Below are 15835 nucleotides of genomic sequence, written 5' to 3'. Positions count from 1 at the left end.
TGTCGGCTATTTTAAAACAATCCTCCTTATCTCATCACCAGGCTCAGCGCCACACCCCACATAACCAGGCATACCAGGGTATCAATCACCTTCCAGATCTTTGGGCTTTTCACCAGGGGAGCCATTCTGGCAGCCCCAAGCCCCAGACTGTAAAACCAGATCATGGATGCAGTGGCTGCACCCAGGGCAAATATCACTCGCTGATCACCCAGTTGTGCCCCGATACTGCCAATCATCACCACGGTATCCAGATAAACGTGAGGATTCAGTAATGTCACCGCCAGGGTTGTGGTGATAATCACCTTTTTATCAACAGTGACCTGCTCATTGGTCTCCAGATACTCTTCTTTAAAGACACGAAGCAGCGCCTGCAAGCCCATCCAGCCCAGAAACAAGGCTCCTCCCCAACGGGCTATTTCCAGCAATACAGGACTGCTGACGATCAGGGTTCCCAACCCCATCACCCCGGCAAAAATCAGGCTGACGTCGCATACAAAACAGATACTCGCCACCAGCAGGTGATGCTGGCGCTTAAGCCCCTGAGTCAATAGAAAAGCATTCTGGCTGCCAATCGCAAGGATCAGGCCACCACCGATACTGAAACCCTGTAAAAATGCTGAAACCATGAAACGTCCTTTTTTATTCGAATGGACCACCGGAAACATTAACCGATGGTGGCATGGGTGCGCCTAACATATCAGACAGTTGCCTGTTAACATATCCCCCATAACCACTCCCTCATAACAAAAAGATACGGAAAAAAAGCATGGGTGCGCTAAAAGGACAAACCATCATCATCACCGGTGCCAGCCGGGGCATTGGCCGTGAAATCGCACTTCGTTGTGCCAGAGACGGCGCCAATATCACCATTGCCGCCAAAAGTGCAGAACCCCATCCGAAATTGCCTGGAACCATTTATTCAGTGGCTGAAGAAGTGATTACTGCCGGAGGGGAAGCCCTTCCGATTCAAGTGGATGTTCGTGACGAAGCCTCGGTCTCCAGCATGGTAGACCAGACCGTAGAACGTTTCGGTGGGGTTGATGCCCTGATCAATAATGCAGGCGCCCTTCGCCTGACTCCGGCAGAGCAGACGCCTGTCAAACGCTTTGACCTGATGCACCAGATCAACACCCGGGCGGTTCTGCTGTGTACCCAGCTCTCGCTGCCGTGGCTCAAACAGTCCAGTCATGGGCATATTATCAACCTGTCTCCCCCCATCAACCTCGACCCAAAGTGGTTCAGGGACTATACCCCCTACACCATCACCAAGTACGGCATGTCAATGCTGACTCTGGGACTGGCAGAAGAATTCAAGTCAGCCGGTGTCGCGGTGAACTCTCTGTGGCCAAAAACCAGCATCGCCACTGCCGCCGTTGAATTTGAGGCCGGTGGCAGAGAGCTGTTTAAAGTGTCACGTAAACCCGCGATTATGGCAGACGCTGCCTATGCCATCCTTACCAGCCCTTCAGGCTTTACCGGGAATCACTGTGTTGATGAGGACTTGCTGCGGGATAGGGGGATGACCGATTTTGATGACTATGCGGTGGTTCCGGGCACCACAGAGTTTTTCAAAGATCTTTATATAGACTGATCATACACGGTAAAACCGCTGGTCGGTGGCGATACCGGCCAGGGGAATATCCCAGTTTTCGGAAGGAATGCTTTCCACTTTCTGACATTCATGGGCCAGGCCCATCAGATAAGGTTTTCCGGAGACTCTGGCGAATTCAAATGTACGGTCGTAAAAACCGCCCCCCATGCCCAGCCTCTGCCCCTGATCATCGAACCCGGTCAGTGGCAGCAACACCAGGTCCAGTTGCTGCGGCTCAATCATCCGGGCGCTGGCCATCTCCGGCTCAGGAATCCCGTAGAGGTTGTTCACCAGAGGTGTATCAGGAAGGTAGTGAGCAAATTTCAGATGGCCAGTGCGCTGTATATCCAGCACCGGCAAATAGCACTCTTTTCCCTGTTCCCAGAAGGCCTGTTGAATAGCCGCCGGATCAATCTCACCATCATTGGCAAGATAGAGAGCAATACGCTGACTGCTGATCACTTCATCCCGCTGCTGAAGCACCGCTGCAAGGCGCTGGCTGGCACTAAACTGCTGACTGGCACTGAGCGCCCGGCGGCGCTCACGCAGTGTTTTACGCAGATCAGAACGGGATGTCATCATCAAAATCGTCAAACCCACCCGCAGGCTGAGGAGCCGGTTGAGCTGCCGGTTTCTGGGCAGGAGCCTGCTGCTGAGGCGCTCCATACTGTTGTTGTGGCTGCTGAGCTTGTTGCTGAGGAGCCGCACCATAAGCCTGCTGTTGGGCTGGCTGCTGCTGGGGCTGTTGATAGCCACCGCCCATGGGTGCTCCCATTCCACCGTCCTGACGGCCGTCCAGCATCTGCAGCTGACCACTGAAACCATCCACCACCACTTCAGTGGTATAACGATCCTGGCCATCCTGCCCTTGCCATTTCCGGGTCTGGAGCTTGCCTTCCAGGTAGACTTTGGATCCCTTGCGGAGGTACTGCTGGGCAATTTCTGCCAGCTTGCCGAAAATCACCACCCGGTGCCACTCGGTTTTTTCCTGCTGCTGGCCAGTGTTGCGGTCCTTCCAGGATTCACTGGTCGCCACACTCAGGTTGGCCACTGCACTGCCATTGGGCGTGAAGCGAACATCCGGGTCATTGCCCAGGTTCCCAATGAGAATTACCTTGTTAACGCCACGAGCCATTCAATTTCTCCACTCAATTCATAAAATCAGATTCATAAAAAATAGAACCACGGTTTGCCCATTGGTTCCATCTATTTTTCTGCAAATTCATCTGCAAGCGTTTTGCCGCTCCGGGAGACTGGGCTCAGCACTCACCAAAACGCCTCAGCGCCGACCAGTCCAGAGTGTGCTTGTCCACTTTAAGATAGGCGGTTTTTTCCTCCGGCAGCACAGTCACCTCCCTGACACCCGGAATCACAGCCAGCTGCTCTCCCATCACACCGGCATCCAGGCCATCAAAGGGATTGAGGGCCATTACCATACTGCTCACATAAGGGGGTTGCTTCATGGTAACAGACAACCACCACCATAGCGCAGTGGGAATTGTACAAACAAACAGCACACCGGAAACCCCGCCCGCCTCCATGGCCAGGCCTCCCAGGCTGCCCCCCAGTGCGGCCCCCAGAAACTGACTGGTGGAATAAATGCCCATGGCAGTCCCACGGGTTCCTGCAGGTGCCAGCTTGCTGACCAGAGAGGGTAGAGTCGCCTCAAGAAAATTGAACCCGAAGAAAAACACAAAAAGCCCGGCCAACAGTAACAGCCGGTTCAGTTGCCCTTCATAGAGAAACACCATAGCCAGCCCCAGTAAGCCAATGGCAAGGCTATAGCACTGCTTCAACTGACGACGGCGCTCACTGAAAATAATCAGGGGAATAATCATTACAAAAGAGAGTCCCATTACGGCCAGGTAAATCAGCCCATGCTGTGAACGGGAGTAGCTGTTAGCCAGAAGGTCTGGAACAAAGACAAACAGTGCCATCAGAACAAAATGAAGGGCAAAGATACCCACCATATGCCTCAACAGCTGCCGGTCGGTAAAAACGTTGCGGATATCCCGGCGATTCACAGAGCAATTCAAATCCCGCCTGGGATGAACCGGCGTCGGCACCAGAAAAACCACCACCACCATGGCAGCTGCCGCCATCAACGCATTAGAAGTAAACAGCCCGGAAAGCCCCCATAAACCACTGACCATGGGGCCAAGCACCATGGCTACGCAGAATGCCACCCCAATGCCCATGCCAATCATGGCCATGGCCTTGGTTCGATGCTGATCCCGGGTCAGATCTGCCATCAGGGCAGTCACAGCTCCGGCAATGGCACCACACCCCTGCAGAATCCGACCGGCAATAATGCCCTCAATGGTCGTGGCATGGGCCGCCAGCAAGCTGCCCAGCAGAAAGATCAATAAGCCAGCCAGAATCACCGGCTTTCGTCCCCAACGGTCAGACAGCCAACCAAAAGGAATTTGCAGCAGGGCCTGGCTGAAGCCATAAGCACCGATGGCCAGGCCCACCATGGCCGGTGTCGCCCCTTGCAGATCCTCCGTAAAGAGGGCCAGCACCGGTAGTACCATAAACAGCCCCAGCATACGGAAGACAAAGACCAGGGTCAGGGATAGAGCGGCTTTCAGTTCGACAAAAGACATGATGTAACAACTGTTTCTGTAGATCCCGGCACCAGCTTATCCGGCTATTTTCCGGAGGGCTATCGAGATGTTTTTGGTGGGGCAAGTCTAACAGGATTTTATTACTGTCGCCTATGGGGGGGATTGAGTGAGAAGAAACCATGAAGCCAGGCATGAACTCTTAACGTTGAGACAAAGTGTCACTGTGCATAAAAAAAGGATCACCGCTATGTATGTATAAAAATGTACAAAGCAAACCATGTCACCGGTATGTCAATTAAAACCATAACGCTAGCCATTGTTCTGATAGCTTCCACCACTTACTCTCAGGCATCACAACTGACTGGGCGACCTTCAACAGCCAGCAATACCCCCTGCCTTGAAGCCAACATAAGAATAAAGCCTTCAGACCCTTCAGAGCAGCAATGCCTTTCCCTCACTTATTGCCCTGGAAAAAAAGCTTCAGCCCTTCTCCTAAACCGACAAACCTGCCTTCCCAATATGGAACAAAATACCGTCGTTATGGCAAAAGCTCTGCTCACAAGCATACCTGACACAGATCTGGAAAAAGGAAAGGCACGCGGTAACTTATTCTTCAATGAATTGAATTCCTATTTCATGGCACCCAGCGTTATAGCTATAGAAGCAGCCATCCATCTTCAAAAAGCATGGAGCAAAGGAAGTAATTATTACTGGGAAACATTTTGTCCTCACAGGTCAAGCCGCCCCAGAGAACTGTTTTTCTTGGCTGTCTACGCTATTGGAGCACTGTTAAATATGATTGAGTATCAACTGCCACAGATGACTGAGCCTGTAGAAGGCTGTAGTTATCAAATAGAGACCTTTGCTTCCCATATGCTAGTTCATGCTCTTATGGCCTTTGGGTCTGTATTAGCCTGGCAAAAAGACTGTATCTGCGTAAACCCTTACGTCAATCGGCATGTAGCCATGATGGCTAAACACTTAGCTCAACTGACAGTTATGACCGCCCTGGGCATATCATCCTACATGGGTTTCTAGATCAGGCTGTTTTATAATGCCCTGTTCGCTATTCAAGCTGGCATGGAGATACAGGCTGTGGAAAACATTACCGTTCAGGGCGCCCGCACTCACAATCTGAAAAACATTGATCTGGAGATGCCCCGTGACAGCCTGATCGTCATTACCGGTCTGTCCGGTTCCGGCAAGTCGTCGCTGGCTTTTGACACGCTGTATGCGGAGGGACAGCGACGTTATGTGGAGTCCCTGTCTGCTTACGCCCGCCAGTTCCTCTCCATGATGGAGAAACCGGACGTTGATCATATTGAGGGACTGTCTCCCGCTATCTCTATTGAGCAGAAATCCACCAGCCATAATCCTCGATCCACCGTCGGCACGATCACCGAAATTTACGACTACCTTCGTCTGTTGTTTGCCCGTACCGGCATTCCGCGCTGCCCAACTCATCACCTGCCCCTGGAAGCCCAGACCGTCAGCCAGATGGTGGACCAGGTGCTGGCCATGCCAGAAGGGACCAAACTGATGCTACTGGCACCCGTGGTTCGAGGCCGGAAGGGGGAGCACCTGCATGTTTTCAATGAACTGCGGACCAACGGTTTTATCCGTGCCCGGATCGATGGCATTGTTACCGACCTGGATAACCCTCCGGCTCTGGACAAGAAAAAGAAACACACCATTGAAGTGGTGGTGGATCGATTTAAAGTGCGCGAGGATCTCCAGCTGCGCCTGTCAGAATCCTTTGAAACCGCCCTTGAGTTGACCGACGGCCTGGCCACCATCAGCTATATGGAAGAAGGCGCCGGTGACGATGTGGTTTTCTCGGCCCGGTTTGCCTGTCCCGAGTGTGGCTACAGTCTCAATGAGCTTGAGCCCAGACTGTTTTCCTTTAACAATCCGGCAGGGGCCTGCCCCAGTTGCGATGGGTTGGGCGTCAAACAGTTCTTTGACCAGGACCGGATTGTCCAGCACCCCGAACTGACCCTGGCAGAAGGCGCCATCCGTGGCTGGGACCGCCGCAGTGTTTATTACTTTCACCTGCTGAAATCTCTGGCCGCACATTATAGCTTCAGCATTGATACCCCCTTTGATGACCTCTCCGCCGACCAGCAGCAAGTCATTCTTCACGGTTCCGGTGACGAAGAAGTCAACTTCAGCTACGTCAATGACCGGGGCGACGTTTATAAAAAACGACACCCGTTTGAAGGCATCATCCCCAACTTTGAGCGACGCTTCCGGGATACGGAATCCCAATCGGTTCGGGAAGAACTTGCCAAATACCTGAGCACCCAGCCCTGCCCGGGATGCAGAGGTACACGCCTGCGTCGGGAAGCCCGTAATGTCTTTATCCAGGAAGAGACACTGCCACAGCTGGTGAAGCTGCCGGTAGAAAGAGCACTGACTTACTTTCAATCCCTGGAGCTGCCCGGACAGCGGGGAGAAATTGCCAGCAAAATCCTGAAGGAAATCTGTGACCGGCTCAGCTTTCTGGTGAATGTCGGGCTCAACTACCTGACACTGGATCGCAGTGCCGACACTCTTTCCGGTGGCGAGGCCCAGAGAATCCGTCTGGCCAGCCAGATCGGTGCCGGGCTGGTAGGGGTCATGTACATTCTTGACGAGCCCAGCATTGGCCTGCACCAGAGAGATAATGAGCGTCTACTGAACACCTTGACCCGCCTGAGGGATCTGGGCAATACCGTGATCGTGGTGGAACATGATGAAGACGCCATCCGCAGTGCAGATCACGTCATCGACATTGGCCCAGGCGCTGGCGTCCATGGTGGTAACATCATTGCCCAGGGGACACCGGCCCAGATAATGGACAGCCAGGAATCCCTGACCGGGCAGTACCTGGCAGGCACCCGAAAAATTGAAGTGCCACCGGCACGCACCCCCGCAGACAGCAAAAAGCAGCTGAAGCTTTCGGGCTGTTCCGGCAATAATCTGAAGAACGTCACCCTGGAAATTCCAGTGGGACTGATGACTTGCGTCACCGGTGTCTCCGGCTCCGGGAAGTCAACACTGATTAACGGCACCCTTTATCCTCTGGCGGCCACGGCCCTGAACAAAGCCACCACGCTGACTCCGGCTCCCTATAAAAAGCTGACGGGCATCAGCCACTTTGACAAGTGCATCGACATCGACCAGAGCCCCATTGGTCGAACCCCTCGCTCCAACCCCGCTACCTACACAGGCATCTTCACGGCCATCCGGGAACTGTTTGCGGGAACCCAGGAGGCTCGTTCAAGGGGCTACAAACCGGGTCGCTTCAGCTTTAACGTCAAAGGCGGCCGCTGTGAAGCCTGCCAGGGCGATGGCGTCATCAAGGTAGAGATGCACTTCCTGCCGGATATCTATGTGCCCTGTGACGTCTGTAAAGGCAAGCGCTATAACCGGGAAACCCTGGAGGTGAAGTACAAGGGCAAGAACATCCATGAAGTGCTGGAAATGACCGTAGAAGAAGCCCTTGAGTATTTTGACGCCATTCCTGCCGTCAAAAGAAAACTCCAGACACTGATGGACGTCGGGCTCTCCTATATTCATCTTGGCCAGAACGCCACAACTCTGTCCGGTGGTGAAGCCCAGCGGGTAAAACTGGCCAAAGAGCTGTCCAAGCGGGACACCGGAAAGACCTTGTATATTCTCGACGAGCCAACAACAGGCCTGCACTTTCACGATATTGAGCAGCTGCTCAGCGTTTTGCATCGCCTGCGGGATCATGGCAACAGCGTTGTGGTCATTGAGCACAACCTGGATGTGATTAAAACCGCCGACTGGATTGTGGATCTTGGGCCAGAAGGTGGGGATGGTGGTGGCCAGATTATTGCCAGCGGAACTCCAGAAGCCGTGGCAGAAGTCCCCGAGTCTCATACCGGCCACTTCCTGAAGCCGATGCTTGGCTGATCCAATAATGGCAGGGCTCCAAAAGCGAGCCCTGCTATCAGGCAAAATCCAAGCCTGTTGCCTGACTGGCATGATCTATGATTAGTCAGCACATAATCACAGATAAAGGCCTGGATGATTAAAATGAAAGCACTGATTATCAGACTATGGCTGCCGCTAGGGCTGCTATTGTTAACCGCTTGTGCCTCTGCACCATCAACTGAACCTTCGCTGGTGGATTCGTTGGAAAAAAACCAGTGGCTCGGTATTTCCCCCGCCTCCCGGTTTAACCTGCGCTCCTACGCTATTCAACAGGATCCCAGATTCAAAGAAGTCATGGTTCCCTATTTTAATCAAAGAGGTGTTGATCAACTATCAGAGATAGAACGCCTGGTTAGGCTCGATTTGAAAAATATCGATCAGGCCCTGACTATCCTCTTTAACGAAAACCACTCCGACATTCTTAGCCGACTGGTGAAGGGTAGCGATATTGGTATTGATCTTCAGAGTCAGCGTATTGACCATGTGGGCAGGGAATTGTTCGGACCTCTCAGCGTGTATTTACAGCTGCTCACTGAGCAGGCGCCAGCTCAGGGCTTGACTCACAATCCATACCCTGCCGGCAAAGGCATCACCCCGGAGGGCAATCTCATTTTTCCCTCCGTGTCCGTAGTGGAGGTTTTCCGTAAAGACGACCCTTCTGTGAAAGGAGTCACCATTGGCAGAATCTTTTTCACGGTTAAGGGAGATATCAGCACCAGGGCAGGCCTTGAGCTGTTTCAGTCATCAGAGCTGAATAACCAGAACCCTCAAATACTGGAAGCAACTCTTCATAGGCAGGCAAATCTGGTCATGTCCCCTGCATTCTTGAGCGAACAGGCAAAGAAAATAAAGCCCGTTGAACCCGTTGCTCATCTGGCGGTTGTTCTACCCACTCGCCAACAGGTTTATGACGCTCATAAAGCTTTTATGAAACAGCAGTCAAGAGTAATGAGGCTCTACCAGGAACAGGTGGCCTATAACCCTGGAGACAATAGCACAATAACGAAAATAGCAATAAGAGAGGATTCTCCAAGCTCGCCATTTAACCGAATTTTGGAGTTTATCAGTTATCAATAGCAGAAAAAGGCCACTGATAATCAGTGGTCATTATTAACCGCTTATGAACGATATAAACTGACTATCAGAAAACAGGGGTTGTTATGAACATTTAAAATACAGCGTGTCATACTGCCTTCATTTCCACGCATAAATCTAAATTTCGTCGTATATCTATTTTAAAAGGATAAAAGGTTTTCTACCATATCCTGGTTCCGGTCTTAGAATCCGGATCACTCAAAAAATAACAATAAAAAGAGAAGGCAATGATAAAAAAAATTCTATTGGCAACAGGCCTCTGCCTTGGTCTGATACTGCCTTTCGCTTCTACCGCATCCAGTTCACTCCCCATGCTCAGCTTTGCATCTGGTCTACTGAACCGGCCGGACTTTCCCATTTCCGACGCCTATACAACGGATGACAACATTGTGATCCAGATGAACGATGGCGTGGAGTTGCAGGCTAATGTCTTTGTCCCAACCGCTCTGGGAGGAACGGCACCGGCTGTAATTTTCATCAACAGCTGGGGAATGAATGAGTACCAGTACCTCAGTCAGGCTGCAGTACTTGCTGAAAAAGGCTATATCGTGCTCAGTTATTCTACCCGGGGGTTTGGCTCGTCCACTGGTCAGATCAATACCGCCGGGCCGCTGGACATGTCCGACTACAGCGCGGTCATTGATTATCTGCTTGGGAATTACCCGGTTGACCCTGAAGCCATCGCTACCGCCGGTATTTCCTATGGCTCAGGCATTAGCCTGCTGGGAGCCGCCAGAGACAGCAGGGTCAAAGCCGTTGCCGCCATGAGCAGCTGGGGAGACCTGGTGGACGCTCTTTATGGAAACAATACCCCCCGGCAAGTATGGGGAGAATTACTGGTCGCTGCCGGGAGCCTCACCGGAAACCCTGAGCCGATCATCGCTGAACACTGGCAGGCTGTGAAAAACCAGGACCTGGAAAAAATACCCGAAGTCAAAGCCTGGGCCCGGGAGCGTTCCCCCATTCATTTTGTCGACCAATTGAATGCCAATGGCACCGCGGTCTACCTTGCCAAAGCATACGACGACAATCTTTTCCAGCCCAACACCCTTCTGGATCTGTTCGGACAATTGACCACCCCAAAACATCTGGACCTGGTGCCGGGCACCCACGCCACAGCAGAGTTACTGCCCAGTCTTGCGGGTATTGGGGAGGACATTATCTGGCAAAATGTTTACCAATGGTTTGATACGCACCTCAAAGGAGAGGAAACGGACATCAGCCAAAGCCAGCCCCTGCAGATGAAGATCAAATTTCAGGATGATTTTGACGGGTTTGATAACTACCCCATTCCCAATGTCCAGGAACAGTCATTTTACCTGCACCCACGATCGTCACTGGCCAGTGGCGATCTGGAAACCACTCCATACAGCGGCTGGCTTAACAGGGACAACACCATAAATGCCTGGGCGGGAAGCCTGTTCAGTACCCAGATACCCTTGATTTCCCAGTTACTGGAGCAGCTCAATATCCCGGTTCTGGCTCAGGTTGGCCTGGCATCGGATTTTCGCAGCATTTATTTCAAGACAAATCGTCTGAAAGAAACCATGAAAATCCGTGGAACCCCTGAGGTCACCCTTCAAGTTCAACCTCATTACGACCAGGCTCAACTGGTCGTCTATCTGTACGACATGAATCCACTGGGGACAGGGAGACTGATTACTCATGGTGTGATTACCTTGCCGGAAGCCCCCAGGGGAGAAAAGCGGACACTGGACTTCGATCTGATCTCAACGGCCTACGACGTCCCAGCGGGTAACCGGCTGGTGATGGCCATTGACACCCGGGATCCTCTTTATAAGGCCCCCACCCGCGCAAGCTATTATATGGACTTCGAGTTCAATAAAAGTCAGCAATCCATGCTGAGGGTGCCTACTCTATAGGGCTCCCCATACCACGACACCCCAGGCAATCTGCCGGGGGTGTCGCGAGTCTGGACTTCATTAACACGCATCAATTCTGTGGAAACTCCTGCCCTTGCATCCCTTGTCACAGCAGCTGAAATTCCCATAAAATCCCCTTGCATTTGGTAAAAGTATTTTTCACAGACCTTTTATCGAAAAATGCTTTTTATATTCATTGTTTTTCCAGTTGTTTATCCCAGGCTTAAAATTTCGATATTAACTCTCTCCCGGACAATATCGCCGCCTGAATATACGACAACTATCTATTTCTGCCGCATTCATGAGAGATGAACTATTCGATGCTGACCGTTTTATACGTAATAGCCATTACCGCTGAAGCAATGACCGGTGCTCTCTCTGCCGGACGCAGAGGAATGGATCCGGTTGGTGTCATATTCGTTGCCTGCTGCACAGCCATTGGCGGGGGGTCCGTACGAGATATGCTACTGGGCAGCTACCCCCTGACCTGGGTAGCAAAGCCGGAATACATTGTCATTACCACTCTGGCAGCCGTTATTACCATCTTCTTCCAGAAATACATGAAACATATGTTCAAGCTATTTCTGGTACTGGATGCCATTGGCCTGGTCACCTTCAGCATTATTGGCGCCCAGAAGACTCTGGATCTCGGCCACGGCTATCTGATTGCCAGTGTCATGGCAGTCATTACAGGTGTGTTCGGGGGAATCCTCAGGGATATTTTGTGCAACAACGTTCCCCTGGTCTTCCGTAAAGAGCTCTATGCCAGCGTTTCCGTTCTGGCCATTGTTTTCTATTTCGGACTTCAATACCTTGGGATCAACCAGTCTGTAACGGTCATCGCAACACTGGTGCTCGGGTTTGTTTTCCGGATGATTGCGGTCCGGTATAAGCTCGAATTACCCAAATTTGTCTACAAAGAGTCTGTTCACTAGGAGCCTGTCGGACTTAAGACTATTTCGGCCTAAAATCTAGAAAGAACGGCCCAATCTTCCGATGAATTCGATTAAATAGACCGGCTACTTGTGCCCTATGGGTATTCGCACGAATCCATCGAAAGATTTGGCTCGTTCTACTGAATTTTATGCTCGAAAGCATAAGTCAGACAGGCTCCTAACAGACTCTTTTCTGGTTTTTTCCAATCCGGATATTATACGATACCGTTCGTGCAATCCTTTTTTCGCATCAACGGTTCTATCCATGCCAGCCAGCCATAATGCCCTGAACCATCGAAACCGCTGCAAGCTCCTGCTTTTCATTCTCGCTGTCATGGCTCTGATCGAGCTGCTGAACATCTTCACTGGCCGATGGTTTTCCCAGTTTGGCATTGTGCCCCGCCAGATTTCATCCCTACCTGAAATCCTGACAGCCCCTTTTATTCATGGCAGCCTCCTGCACCTTGCATCCAATAGCATCCCCTTCGCCATCCTTGGCTTTCTGTTACTGGTACACGGGCTTCTAAGGTATATCCTGGTCAGCCTGTGGGTCATTATTGTCGGAGGCGGACTGGTATGGCTGTTCGGTCGGCAAGCCACCCATATAGGCGCCAGTGGTTTAATATACGGCTATTTCGCTTACCTGGTGGTGGCAGGCTTACTGGGCAAAGAGTTCAAACTATTGTTGATCAGCATTCTGGTCGTGGTTGTCTATGGAGGTATGGTCTGGGGTATTCTCCCAAGATCCCCTTATGTTTCCTGGGAAAGCCATTTGTTCGGCGCTTTGGCTGGTCTGATCGTAGCCCTGTTCTGGGCCAGGCAGAGAAGAAAAAAAGTACGTTGAAACAACTATGCTTTTTTACCACAGACATCCATCGGTAATAGCGGATAACGCTGACTGGACCGCTATGGAAAAATAGCGCCCATTCCTATTACCCAGTTATTGCCAACCATAGAGAGTTGAATGAACGCATATACCCAGCCAGAACAGTTGATTACCACCTCATCGGAACCCTTGGAGCCGCAGCGCCCATACACTGTCTATACCGAACGCAACCTGGACAGAATCCCCCAGTTTACTGCTCTGCCTGAAGAGATGCAGTTTGATATCCGGGTCGTGGCCAGTGTCATGCCCTTCCGGGTCAATGAGTATGTGATCAACGAACTGATTGACTGGAATGATGTGCCCCAGGATCCGGTATTTCGCCTGATGTTTCCTCAAAAAGAGATGTTGAAATCCCAGGACTTTGCTTTCATGGCCAAACTTCACCGTGAAGGAGCCAGCCAGGAAGCCATCAAAAAAGCAGCCTACGAAATACAGATGAGCATGAACCCCCATCCCGCTGGACAATTAGCCATGAACGCCCCCATGGTTGAAGGAAAGCCAGTACAGGGTATGCAGCACAAGTACCGGGAAACAGCCCTCTACTTCCCAAGCCAGGGCCAGACCTGCCACAGTTATTGCACTTTCTGCTTCCGCTGGGCTCAGTTTATTGGTGACAGCGAACTGAAAATGGCAGCCACTGATGCTGGCACCATGCATGCCTATCTGAAAGAGCACCCTGAAATCTCAGACCTGCTGTTTACCGGCGGCGACCCTCTGGTCATGAAAACCAAGCTCCTGAAAGCTTATCTGGAGCCCCTGCTGGAACCTGAATTTGATCATATCCGGAACATTCGGATTGGGTCCAAAACCTTGACGTTCTGGCCCTATCGCTTTGTCACCGATGACGACGCTGACGAATTACTGGCACTGTTCAAAAAAATCACAGATGCCGGCAAGCATCTGGCCTTTATGGCTCATTTTGATCACTACGCAGAGTTGAAAACCAACATCTGCCGCAAAGCGATCCAGAGGATTCGGGCAACAGGAGCCAACATCAGGGCTCAGGCCCCCTTAACCCGTCATATTAATGACGATGCCCAGGTGTGGGTGAAAAACTGGCAAACCCAGCTTTCACTGGGCATTATCCCTTACTATTTCTTTGTTGCCCGCGACACCGGCGCCAAGCACTACTTTGAGCTGCCACTGGCGCGTGCCTACGAAATATACAAAGAAGCCATCACCCAAATGTCAGGTCTTGGCCGTACTGTACGCGGCCCGTCCATGAGTGCAGGACCAGGTAAAGTAGAAATTACCGGAATTACTGAGATTAATGGCGAAAAAGTATTCGTTCTCAGATTCCTTCAGGGCCGCAATCCAGAATGGTGCTACCGCCCCTTCTTCGCAAAATTCGATGAACAGGCCACCTGGCTGGACCAACTGAAACCAGCCTTCGGTGAAGAGAAGTTCTTTTTCGAAGACGAATACCGGGCCATGTGTAAAGCCCGGGGGGCTTAAGGGCAGCGCCCCAATACTTCCATGAGAGTTGGCTATCATTAAGGGAGTTTCAAGCTTCTTCAGGAGACAGGGATGTCGGGTGGAATGGATAACATAGGTAAAGCACAGCCAATGGAATGGTCAACTGACCGTTCTGAATCTCCAAAACAGAGTGAAGAGGTTGCAGACAAAAAACCTTTTGGTAGAGAAACCAAAAAGCCTGGTCGAAAAAGAAAGAGCGATACTTTCCTGCAAAGAGAAGCAAAGAGCCGAAAACTTGAGCGTCCAACGACCTCCCTTTCTGAACGAAGTGCACAGAAAACAGCTGTAAGTCCTCAAATGAAAACGGGGGCTGGTAAATATGACACAGACGAAGTTTGCATGGACTACCAGAGCAAGCTGCTAAGCGCTAAAAGCTATCTCGAAGTAAAAGAGCTGAAAAATGAATTAGAAGACATCATGGCAGGTGACTGGGAACTATTTACTGAATATCAACGAAAATCATTATCCACCCTTGTTCTTAAACAAGAGGTAGAAACACTCAGTCATGATATTGACCATACAACCTCTATAGAAAGACTTCCTCGGTTAAAAGCTCATGCTGAATCCTTAAAGGATAACAACCCCAGTGAAGACCTTAGCCATCTTGATGGCAAAATTGGAAAAAAATTCACAGACCTCTTCATGGCACAAATGAAAAGTACCGAAACCCTTGAAGAGCTTGGAGAGTTGCATATCACCCTAGAGGAAATGAGAGAAGAACTCGAACTTGGGCATTCATATCCACCAAAACTCAAGAAAAATCTAGACAAAAAGACACAGGAAATTCTGGATTCGGCTAAAGAACCTGAGGAGCTCCTGGGCTTTCCTGAAGTAATTGACATAATGAACGACCTTGATAACAAGAGAGTCTTTACAGATAGCCTCAATGATAAGCTCACTCAAAATTCAACAGAATGGGCTGAATCAGAAGCTTTCGCAGCAGTGACTCAGGAACTGATCTCAACCTATGAGCGCATGCGCCCTGAGGTAAATGATGATTCAGAGCTCGAAGAAATTAATGAAAAAACAACTGAATTATCCAAGCTTCTTCCTCCCCCAAACATGGAAAGCTTTTCCGACAGAATTAGAAACACAGCCAGCATTACTGAGCTTCATTTACTGAGAAACCATCTAAGATCTCAAATAGATCATTATGATGAAGACAGTTATAAAGAAGTCAAAGATATGATTTACCAACGCCTTGGTGAACTAATGCTGACACAATATCATTATGCAGAAAACATGGATGATCTCCTAGAAGAGGCAGAAGACACATTAAAAACATTCACAAAAGAAAGTGCTCAGGGAGAAAAGATTGCAAGCAAAATGCTTACAGAAAGCCCCTTTCTCAACGATATTCTTGACGGTAAAGAAGAGATCACACCTCAAGAATTAAAAACTGCTAGAAGACTTTTACGAACAATTAGCAAATCCATTAATGAAGAGTAAAAACAGGAAAA

13 protein-coding genes are annotated in these 15835 nt (G+C 50.6%); 9 read left to right on the top strand and 4 right to left on the bottom strand.

What is annotated here, in order from left to right; translation table 11 throughout:
* Window positions 1–26 precede the first annotated feature (26 nt).
* Entirely contained in the window at window positions 27–626 is a 600-nt protein-coding gene (locus ACNRUY_RS10280; RefSeq protein WP_488111539.1) for a LysE/ArgO family amino acid transporter, read from the bottom strand.
* Window positions 627–766: 140 nt separating this feature from the next.
* On the opposite strand from ACNRUY_RS10280, the gene ACNRUY_RS10275 reads away from it, so the two are divergent.
* Entirely contained in the window at window positions 767–1591 is an 825-nt protein-coding gene (locus ACNRUY_RS10275; protein ID WP_488111538.1) for an SDR family oxidoreductase, read from the top strand.
* Here the strand turns inward: ACNRUY_RS10275 and ACNRUY_RS10270 are convergent, their stop codons facing one another.
* From ACNRUY_RS10270 to ACNRUY_RS10260, 3 genes are all read right to left on the bottom strand, one after another.
* On the bottom strand, window positions 1592–2173 hold the full coding sequence (locus ACNRUY_RS10270; RefSeq protein WP_488111537.1) for a 5-formyltetrahydrofolate cyclo-ligase: 582 nt from the start codon (window positions 2171–2173) through the stop codon (window positions 1592–1594).
* Window positions 2154–2726 carry a single-stranded DNA-binding protein gene (gene ssb / locus ACNRUY_RS10265; protein ID WP_488111536.1) on the bottom strand — a complete coding sequence of 191 codons (573 nt, stop codon included), beginning with the start codon at window positions 2724–2726 and terminating at the stop codon, window positions 2154–2156. Before ssb ends, ACNRUY_RS10270 begins: the two co-directional genes overlap by 20 nt.
* A gap of 124 nt (window positions 2727–2850) precedes the next feature.
* On the bottom strand, window positions 2851–4197 hold the full coding sequence (locus tag ACNRUY_RS10260; protein WP_488111535.1) for an MFS transporter: 1347 nt from the start codon (window positions 4195–4197) through the stop codon (window positions 2851–2853).
* 222 nt (window positions 4198–4419) lie between these two features.
* Here ACNRUY_RS10260 and ACNRUY_RS10255 point away from each other — a divergent pair, with 222 nt between their 5' ends.
* The 8 genes from ACNRUY_RS10255 to ACNRUY_RS10220 all read left to right on the top strand — a co-directional run bounded on the left by ACNRUY_RS10255 (window position 4420) and on the right by ACNRUY_RS10220 (window position 15824).
* The gene (locus ACNRUY_RS10255; protein WP_488111534.1) at window positions 4420–5196 is read left to right on the top strand and encodes a hypothetical protein; all 777 of its coding nucleotides are present in this window, start codon (window positions 4420–4422) and stop codon (window positions 5194–5196) included.
* Between the two features lie 57 nt (window positions 5197–5253).
* Window positions 5254–8079 carry an excinuclease ABC subunit UvrA gene (gene uvrA / locus ACNRUY_RS10250; RefSeq protein WP_488111533.1) on the top strand — a complete coding sequence of 942 codons (2826 nt, stop codon included), beginning with the start codon at window positions 5254–5256 and terminating at the stop codon, window positions 8077–8079.
* 123 nt (window positions 8080–8202) lie between these two features.
* Window positions 8203–9177 (top strand): hypothetical protein, encoded by a 975-nt coding sequence (locus tag ACNRUY_RS10245; RefSeq protein WP_488111532.1) that lies wholly within the window; start codon window positions 8203–8205, stop codon window positions 9175–9177.
* A gap of 245 nt (window positions 9178–9422) precedes the next feature.
* Window positions 9423–11078, top strand: a complete 1656-nt coding sequence (locus tag ACNRUY_RS10240) for a CocE/NonD family hydrolase (RefSeq protein WP_488111531.1) — start codon at window positions 9423–9425, stop codon at window positions 11076–11078.
* 320 nt (window positions 11079–11398) lie between these two features.
* A complete protein-coding gene (locus ACNRUY_RS10235; RefSeq protein WP_488111530.1) occupies window positions 11399–12013 on the top strand; it encodes a trimeric intracellular cation channel family protein in 615 nt (204 codons plus the stop codon).
* Between the two features lie 265 nt (window positions 12014–12278).
* Complete coding sequence (locus ACNRUY_RS10230) at window positions 12279–12857, top strand: rhomboid family intramembrane serine protease (RefSeq protein WP_488111529.1); 579 nt, start codon at window positions 12279–12281, stop codon at window positions 12855–12857.
* A gap of 120 nt (window positions 12858–12977) precedes the next feature.
* Window positions 12978–14354 carry a KamA family radical SAM protein gene (locus tag ACNRUY_RS10225; protein ID WP_488111528.1) on the top strand — a complete coding sequence of 459 codons (1377 nt, stop codon included), beginning with the start codon at window positions 12978–12980 and terminating at the stop codon, window positions 14352–14354.
* Window positions 14355–14426: 72 nt separating this feature from the next.
* Window positions 14427–15824, top strand: a complete 1398-nt coding sequence (locus ACNRUY_RS10220; RefSeq protein ID WP_488111527.1) for a hypothetical protein — start codon at window positions 14427–14429, stop codon at window positions 15822–15824.
* Window positions 15825–15835 lie beyond the last annotated feature (11 nt).

This window comes from Endozoicomonas sp. Z74, from assembly GCF_057680865.1.
Note: the sequence above shows the minus strand (reverse complement) of the source record. Positions and strands in the feature narration are given on the sequence as shown.

What these genes read in the sequence shown, in the direction of transcription:
- ACNRUY_RS10220 (WP_488111527.1), top strand. Translation starts at nt 14,427, where the DNA reads ATGTCGGGTGGAATGGATAACATAGGTAAAGCACAGCCAATGGAATGG.
- ssb (WP_488111536.1), bottom strand. Translation starts at nt 2,726, where the DNA reads ATGGCTCGTGGCGTTAACAAGGTAATTCTCATTGGGAACCTGGGCAAT.
- ACNRUY_RS10275 (WP_488111538.1), top strand. Translation starts at nt 767, where the DNA reads ATGGGTGCGCTAAAAGGACAAACCATCATCATCACCGGTGCCAGCCGG.
- ACNRUY_RS10240 (WP_488111531.1), top strand. Translation starts at nt 9,423, where the DNA reads ATGATAAAAAAAATTCTATTGGCAACAGGCCTCTGCCTTGGTCTGATA.
- ACNRUY_RS10225 (WP_488111528.1), top strand. Translation starts at nt 12,978, where the DNA reads ATGAACGCATATACCCAGCCAGAACAGTTGATTACCACCTCATCGGAA.
- ACNRUY_RS10280 (WP_488111539.1), bottom strand. Translation starts at nt 626, where the DNA reads ATGGTTTCAGCATTTTTACAGGGTTTCAGTATCGGTGGTGGCCTGATC.
- ACNRUY_RS10235 (WP_488111530.1), top strand. Translation starts at nt 11,399, where the DNA reads ATGCTGACCGTTTTATACGTAATAGCCATTACCGCTGAAGCAATGACC.
- ACNRUY_RS10255 (WP_488111534.1), top strand. Translation starts at nt 4,420, where the DNA reads ATGTACAAAGCAAACCATGTCACCGGTATGTCAATTAAAACCATAACG.
- ACNRUY_RS10260 (WP_488111535.1), bottom strand. Translation starts at nt 4,197, where the DNA reads ATGTCTTTTGTCGAACTGAAAGCCGCTCTATCCCTGACCCTGGTCTTT.
- ACNRUY_RS10270 (WP_488111537.1), bottom strand. Translation starts at nt 2,173, where the DNA reads ATGATGACATCCCGTTCTGATCTGCGTAAAACACTGCGTGAGCGCCGC.
- ACNRUY_RS10245 (WP_488111532.1), top strand. Translation starts at nt 8,203, where the DNA reads ATGAAAGCACTGATTATCAGACTATGGCTGCCGCTAGGGCTGCTATTG.
- ACNRUY_RS10230 (WP_488111529.1), top strand. Translation starts at nt 12,279, where the DNA reads ATGCCAGCCAGCCATAATGCCCTGAACCATCGAAACCGCTGCAAGCTC.